General features: G+C 31.0%; 2 protein-coding genes. One reads left to right on the forward strand and one right to left on the reverse strand.

Going from position 1 to position 8,462, the window contains the following annotated elements; all coding sequences use genetic code 11:
* Positions 1–484: 484 nt before the first annotated feature.
* Positions 485–1,153, forward strand: coding sequence for an MgtC/SapB family protein (locus tag LQ688_RS13720; protein WP_239705646.1), 669 nt, complete (start codon positions 485–487; stop codon positions 1,151–1,153).
* 66 nt (positions 1,154–1,219) lie between these two features.
* Here the strand turns inward: LQ688_RS13720 and LQ688_RS13725 are convergent.
* Positions 1,220–8,462, reverse strand: a 7,243-nt coding sequence (locus tag LQ688_RS13725) for an LPXTG cell wall anchor domain-containing protein (RefSeq protein WP_239705645.1), incomplete at its 5' end; no start/stop codon positions are given.

Here is an 8,462-nt window from a genome sequence, read left to right on the forward strand (position 1 = left end):
AATTACACATACCTTTATTGGATTTTCTAACTCGTTAATCCAAGTAAACACCTTCTTATTGGATTTTCTAACACAATAATCCAAGTAAACATACTTTTATTGGATTTTCTAACTCGTTAATCCAAGTAAACACCTTCTTATTGGATTTTCTAACACAATAATCCAAATACACATACCTTTATTGGATTTTCTATCTTAATTAATCCAAGTAAACATTTCTTTATTAGACCCACCTTTACGTAAAATCACGAATTAACTTTTTCTTCTGTTTCATAGCTAATCTTTGTATGTTTTTGTTTAATTTATTATCAACCGAGTATATATAAATACTATGAGTAGAAGTTAAACTGAATATGCTTTAAAATTTTCAGTAGTACTACTAATTACGCTTACTTAATTTATTAGCCAATTAAAATTTATATTTTTACAATAAGTATTATTAACCTTTTGCAAATCACTCTTTTATATCGGAAGAAGGGATATTATGCTATTTCAATTAGACTTATTTTTAAGAATTTTTTTGGCCGTATTATGTGGTGCGATAATTGGTTATGAACGGTCACAAAGACTGAAAGCAGCTGGCATTAGAACGCATATACTTGTATCCGCCGCTTCAGCGTTGTTTATTATCATTTCAAAATACGGGTTTAATGATATTTTAAACTATTCAAACGTTGAGCTAGATCCATCAAGGGTAGCTGCTCAAGTTGTAAGTGGTATCAGTTTTATTGGTGCTGGTACAATATTGATTAAAAATCAAAATATTAACGGGCTAACAACTGCTGCTGGACTATGGATAACTCCAGGCGTAGGTATGGCTTTAGGTTCGGGACTTTATTTCATCGGGATTCTATCAGCAATTTTAATTGTCATTATCCAGTACTTTTTGAGAGAAAATTTTATATACGAAAAAATTGTTAAAAAAGAAAGAATACAAGTAAATATTGAAGCTTATTATTCAAACTATTTAAAACAGGATATATACAATTTACTTAAAGAAAATAATATTGAAAATATTTCATTTTACGTATATAAAATAGACCAGGATATAATTTATTTAAGCGTAACAGGTAAAGTTGTTTCTAAAACTTATAATAACAATGAACTTATGGAAAATTTATTCAGCTTAGAAGATGTTAGAGCAGTTAATTAATTGAATTAGGTATATATCTTAAAAAAGGGTCTGAGACATTGATTATGTCTCAGACCCTTTAAATTTTTATTTGTTTTTATCTTTTCGACGTGACCTAAATAGAACAATTGAACCAAGTGCTGCGAATAATGCCCCAAACAATGTTGTTGTTTTTCTTGAATCATTTGTTTCTTCACCTGTATCAGGTAATGCTTCATTGCCTTTATTATCTTTGGTTTTGTTGCTTTGTTGTGCACCGTTGTTTATACGTTTCGCTTCACTGACGATACGGTTAATTTCTTGTTGATTTGGTGCTTGTACGATTTGATTCTGTAGTTGTTGTTTAGTTATTTCATCAAGGTTTGGCAAGGCATTTATCTTCGCATTACCTTCTGATTGTTGATTTACTAATAATTGATTAGCATCTTGTTGTTGTGCTTGTTTTATAATATCAGTAATCTGATTAGATGTAATTGCTTGGTCAACTTGATTGTTAAAATCATTTTTCACAGTGTTATCTATGTTTGGTAAGTCATTGATTATATCTTGAGCACTATCTTGATTTTTATTTAGATTAACTGTGTTTTGTATTTGTGCTTTGTTTACGATTTTATCAATGTCTAATTGAGTTTGTGCATCATCTATTTGTTTATTGAAATCTGATTTTTCTTTATATGATAAGTTAACTAAGTCATTTACGTTTTGTTTAGCATTATCTTTAGCATTGTTGAGCGCATTCTGAGCGTCTTGAGTTTGTGCATCTTTGATGATATTTACCAAATCTTCTGGTGTTTGTGCTTTTTCAATTTGTTGTTGGAAGTTACCTTTTTGTTTATCAGTTAAGTTATTCAATTGATCAATTTCTGATCGAGCTTTATCTTTGGCAGCTACTAAATCTTGTTTAGCTTTATTTTGTATATCTTTTGCTTTTGCATCTGACACAACTTTATCAATTTCCTCTTTTGACTTTGCACTTGAAATTTGTTTATTAAATTCCGACTTTTCTTTATCAGATAAATTATCTAAACTATTCACATCATTTGTACCTTGTTGTTTTTGTCTATCAAGTATGTTTTTCTCTGCTTTATCTTTAGCAGCCTGAACAATCTTATCAAGTTCTTCTTTGTCAGTAGCATCATCTATTTGTTTATTAAATACTTCTTTTTCTCGATGAGATAAGCCCTCTAGCATATTGATATCAGTTTTAGCATTACCCTTTTGCTTATTAAGCATGTTTGTAGCATCTTGTTCTTTTGCATCTTGTACAACTTTATCAATAGTTTCTTTATCTTTAGCATTTTCTATTTGTTGGGCAAATTCAGCAAGTTCATCTTCTGTTAGATTTTTCAGGCTATTGATGTCTTCTTGACCTTTAGCTTTTTGTAAAGTGAGTAAGTTACTTGCATCTTGTGCTTTTGCATCACTAATTACTTTGTCAATTTCTGCTTTAGAAGTTGTATTATTTAATTGTTCTTTATATTGTGTCTTCTCTTCATCTGTTAAATTATTTAAGCTATCAAGTTCTTGTTGGCCTTGATCTTTTTGATTACTTAGTAAATTATTAGCATCTTGTGCTTTCGCATCTGCCACTGCTTTATCGATATCAGCTTTCGTAGTTGCATCTTGTACTTGCTTATTGAAATCAGATTTTTCCTTGTCAGATAAGTTATTTAGACCATTAACATTATCTTGTGCATTTTCTTTTTGCTTATTCAAAAGATTATCAGCTGCTTTATCGGTTGCATCTTCAACAATCTTATCGATATCAGCTTTCGTAGTTGCATCTTGAATTTGTTTGTTAAATTCTGCTTTTTCTTCTTCTGATAAATCATTTAAGTCATTAACTTCAGTCTGTGCATTTTCTATTTGTTTGTTTAATAAATTGCTTGCGTCAGTTTCATTAGCATCTTTAACAATATTTCCTACTTCTTCTGGTGTTTCAGCTGACTCTAGTTGTTGTCGTAAATCTGCTTTCTCTTCTTCTGTTAAATTAGTAAGTTGATCAATTTGGTTTTTCGCATCTTCTTTTGCAGCTGCTAAATCTTTGTCTGCTTTGTTTTGAATATCTTGTGCTTTCGCATCTGTTACTGCTTTATCGATTTCTTCTTTAGATGTAGCCACATTCACTTTATTATTAAATGCTGTTTTTTCTTCTTCTGATAAATTCTCTAAATTATTAATATCATTTGTGCCTGATTGTTTTTGACTATCAAGTAGGTTTTCATCGGATTTTTCTTGAGCATTTTGCACAATTTGATCGATAGTAACTTTATCTTTAGCATTCTCTATTTGTTCATTAAATGTTTCTTTCTCTTGTTCTGATAAATGCTCTAGACCATTTATATCGGCTGCAGCGTTATCTTTTTGTTTGTTTAGTAAATTGCTTGCATCTAGGTCTTGAGCACCTTCAATAACTTCTGCTATATCCATAGAATTATCTAAGGAATCAATATTTTCTTTATATTGTGCTTTGTCTTCATCACTAAGATTTCCCAGGTTATCTATAACTTCTTTAGCTTGTTCTTTAGCAGCTGCTAAGTCTTTATCTGCTTTATTTTGGATATCTTGTGCTTTCGCATCTGCCACTGCTTTATCGATTTCTTCTTTTGTTGTTGCATCTTGTACTTGCTTATTGAAATCAGATTTTTCTTTGTCAGATAAATCGTTTAAACCATTAATGTTGGTTTGTGCACTATCTTTTTGATTATTGAGTAAATTATCAGCCGATTTATTTGTAGCATCTTCAACGATTTTATCGATATCAGCTTTCGTAGTTGTATCTTGAATTTGTTTGTTAAATTCTGCTTTTTCTTTTTCTGATAAATCATTTAAGGCATTAACTTCAGTCTGTGCATTTTCTTTTTGTTTGTTTAATAAATTGCTTGCGTCAGTTTCATTAGCATCTTTAACAATATTTCCTACTTCTTCTGGTGTTTCAGCTGATTCTAGTTGTTGTTGTAAATCTTCTTTCTCTTCGTCTGTTAAGTTAGCTAGTTGATCAAGTTGAGTTTGTGCATCTTTTTTAGCTTGAGATAGATCTTGATCTGCTTTGTTTTGAATATCTTGCGATTTCGCATCTGCTACTGCTTTATCGATTTCCTCTTTTGTTGTAGCCTCAGAAACTTGTTTACTGAATTTACCTTTTTCTTCGTCAGATAAATTCTCTAAAGCATCAATATTTGTTTGACCGTTATCTTTTTGAGAGTTTAATAGATTGCTTGCATCTTTATCTTTAGCGTCTTGGATTACTTTATCAATAGCTGTTTTATCTGTTGCATCTGTAATTTGTTGTTCAAACTTAATACGGTCTTCTTCTGTTAAGTTACCCAAACTGTCTATATCTTGTTGTCCTTCATTTTTTTGTTCATTAAGTAAGTTTGTTGCGTCTTGTTTACGCGCTGTTTGTACTATTTTATCAATGGCATCTTTGTCTGTAGAATCATAAATTTGCTGAGCAAATTCATTTTTCTCATTTTCCGATAAATTGGATAAATTACTTATATCTGAATTACCTTGTTGTTTTTGATCACTTAATAAATTATTTGCATCTCTCTCTTTTGCATCTTGTACTGCTAGGTCAATCGCATCTTTTGTTGTAGCTTCAGCGATTTGTTGAGTGTAAATACTTTTCTCTTCTTCGGATAAATTAGCTAATGCATCAATATCTTTATTACCTTGAGTTTTATTCTCGTTTAAATTAGCTAGGTCTTTATTCTTAGCGTCTTGTAAAGCTTTATCAATTGCTTCTTTATCTGTTGCATTTGCAATTTGTTGTTCAAACTCAGCTCGATCATCATCTGTTAGGTTAATTAAATCGTTTAGCTTTTGATTACCTTGCTCTTTTTGAGACATAAGTAAGTTTGATACATCTTGCTCTCTAGCGTCTTGAATTACTTTATTAATTGCTTCTTTAGTTGTCGCATCTGTAATTTGCTGATTAAAGTTTGACTTCTCTTCATCAGATAAATTGCTTAAGTCATTTACTGTCTTATTACCTTCACTTTTTTGATTTTCAAGTAAGTTTGATGCGTCTTGTTCTCTAGCGTCTTGAATTACTTTATCAATTGCTTCTTTAGTTGTTGCATCTGTAATTTGTTGATTAAAGTTAGATTTCTCTTCATCAGACAGGTTGCTTAAGTCGTTTATATCATAAGCACCTTGTACTTTTTGATTTTCAAGAAGATTCGATGCATCTTTTGCATTAGCTTCTTGAACGATTTTATCGATATCCGCTTTACCAGTCGCATCTACAATTTGTTGTTCAAAGTCTTCACGTTCATCATCCGTTAAATTACTTAAACCACTAAGATCTTTTTTACCTTGCTCTTTTTGACTATTAAGTAAGTTATCAGCATCTTGATTACGTGCATCTTGTACTGCTTTATCGATATCAGATTTCGTCGTTGCATCTTTAATTTGTTGGTTGAATGCTTCTTGTTCATCTTGAGTTAAGTTATCTAATTCATTAATATCGTCGTTACCTTGTTGTTTTTGCTTTTCTAATAAATTATTTTCATCTTTTTCTTGAGCATCTTTAAGAATATTAAGTACATCTTCTGGAGTTGTTGCACCATCTAATTGTTCTTTAATATTTATTTTATCGTCTTCAGTTAAATTAGTAAGGTCATCAACTGTAGATTTTGCTTGATCTTTAGCATCTGATAAATCTTTTTCTGCTTTATTTTGAATATCTTTTGCTATTGCATCATTAATCGCTTCATTTATAGCTGTTTCATCTGTAGCGTTTGAAACTTGCTCTTTGAACTGCTCTTTTTCTTCGTCTGATAAATTAATTAATGCATCGATATCAGTTGTACCTTGTTGCTTTTGCTTATCTAATAAGTTTTGAGCATCTTGGTTTCGTGCATCATCTACAATTTTCTTCACATCTTCTGGAGATGAAGCTTCTTCAAGCTGTTGAGCAATTTTTGTTTTATTATCATCTGTTAAGTTAGTTAGTTGATCAATATCAGTTTGAGCTTTCTCTTTAGCGTCTGATAAGTCTTTATATGCTTTATTGTCTACGTCTTGTGCTTTTGCATCTTTAATTGTTTGATCAATTGTAGCTTTATCTGATGCATCAGTAATTTGTTGTTTGAACTGTTCTTTCTCTTCATCCGTTAAATTGCCTAAATTATTAATCTCTTCGCTACCTTGCTGCTTTTGCTTATCTAAGAAATTAGCGTCATCTTTGTTTTGGGCATCTTTAATGATTTGAGCCACTTCTTCTGGTGAAGTTGCATCTTTAAGTTGTTGGTTAATATTTGTTTTTTCATCTTCAGATAAATTATCAAGTTGTTCGATATCAGTTTGAGCTTTCTCTTTAGCGTCTGATAAGTCTTTAGCAGATTTATTGTCAGCATCTTGTGCTTTCGCTTCATTTATTGCTTCTTTGATGCTAGCTTCATTTGTTGCGTCAGTAATACGTTGTTCAAATTCTGAACGTTGTTCATCAGTTAAATTGCTCAAGTCATTTAATTGTTGCTTACCTTGCTCTTTTTGATTGTTAAGTAAATTGTCAGCATTCTGTTGTAAAGCGTCTTTAATAATATCTGCTACTGTTTCTGGATTATCTGCATCTTCAAGTCTTTGTGTAATGTCCGACTTGTCTTCATCAGTTAAATGTTCCATATTATCAATTTGAGATTGCGCATCATTTTTAGCATTTTCTAAATTTTGAGTTGCTTTATTTTCGATGTCTTGTGCTTTAGCGTTATTTATAGCTTCATTTATAGCAGTTTCATCTGTAGCATCAGAAATCTGCTGTTTAAACTGTTCTTTCTCTTCATCTGATAAATTAGTTAAACCATCAACATCAACTGTACCCTGTTCTTTTTGTTTATTTAATAAGTTTGATGCGTCCTTACTTTGTGCGTCTTTCAAAATTTGAGACACTTCATCTCGACTTGTTGCATTTTCAAGTTGTTGAGCAATATTAGCTTTCTCTTGTTCATTTAAATTAGTTAAGTTATCAACGTCAGTTTGAGCATTTGATTTAGCATCTGCTAAGTCTTTCATTGCTTTATTCTCTGCATCCTTCAATTTAGCATCGTTTACAGCTTGATGTATGCCTTCTTGGTTAGAGGCATCACTGATTTGTTGTTCAAACTGATTACGCTCTTCATCTGTCAGGTTACTTAAATCATTAAGCTCTTGTCTACCTTGATCTTTTTGACTGTTTAATAAATTTGAGACGTCTTTATCTCGAGCTTCTTGTATTACTTTGTCGATTGCTGCTTTATCTGTTGCGTCTGTAATTTGTTGCTCGAATTGATTGCGTTCTTCATCAGATAAATTAGCTAAATTATTTAAATCTTGATGACCTTGATCTTTTTGACTGTTTAATAAATTTGAGGCGTCTTTATCTCGAGCTTCTTGTATTACTTTGTCAATTGCTGCTTTATCTGTTGCATCTGTAATTTGTTGCTCGAACTGATTGCGTTCTTCATCAGATAAATTAGCTAAATCATTAATGTTTTGTTTACCTTGCTCTTTTTGGTTTGATAATAATTGCTCTTTATCTTGTTGCTTAGCATCGCTTACAATATTCGCTATATCTTCTGGTGATGTTGCTTCATTAATATTAGTAATAATAGTATTACGTGCATCATCAGTCAGATTCGCTAAACTATCTAACGTAGATTGTGCATTTTCTTTTGCTTGTTGTAAGTCTGCTACAGCTTTGTTTTGTGCATCTTGAGCTTCTGCATCTTTAACAACTTGATCAATGGCTGCTTTATTTTCAGCATTTGTAATTTGGTTACTGAAATTCGCTTTTTCTTCGTCTGTTAAATTGCTCATTCCATTAATTGTAGAATTACCTTTATTTCTTTGTGCATTAAGTAAATTACTATCATCTTTAGCTTTTGCATTAGCAACAACTTTATCGATAGCTGCTTTATCTACAGCATTTGTAATTTGATTATTGAACTCCGCTTTCTCTTCGTCTGTTAAATTAGGCAATTCATTGATATTAGACTGCCCTCTGTCTTTTTGACTGTTTAATAAATTAGTCGCATCTTTATTACGTGCATCTTGTACTGCTTTATCTATTGCCGATTTATCTTTAGCGTTCGTAATTTGATTTGTAAAATTACTAATATCTTCAGCTGTTAAATTACTTAAATTATTGATATTAGATTTACCTTGCTCTTTTTGATTATTCAATAAGTTAGTTGCATCTTTAATTTGAGCATCTTGTACCGCTTTATCTATTGCCGATTTATCTTTAGCGTTCGCAATTTGATTTGTAAAATTACTAATATCTTCAGCTGTTAAATTACTTAAATTATTGATATTAGATTTACCTTGCTCTTTTTGATTATTCAAT

The sequence above is a fragment of the Mammaliicoccus sp. J-M40 genome, from assembly GCF_022386395.1.
GTDB lineage: Bacteria > Bacillota > Bacilli > Staphylococcales > Staphylococcaceae > Mammaliicoccus > Mammaliicoccus lentus.

Coding starts and splice junctions, on each gene's coding strand:
- LQ688_RS13720 (WP_239705646.1), top strand. CDS start 485: ATGCTATTTCAATTAGACTTATTTTTAAGAATTTTTTTGGCCGTATTA.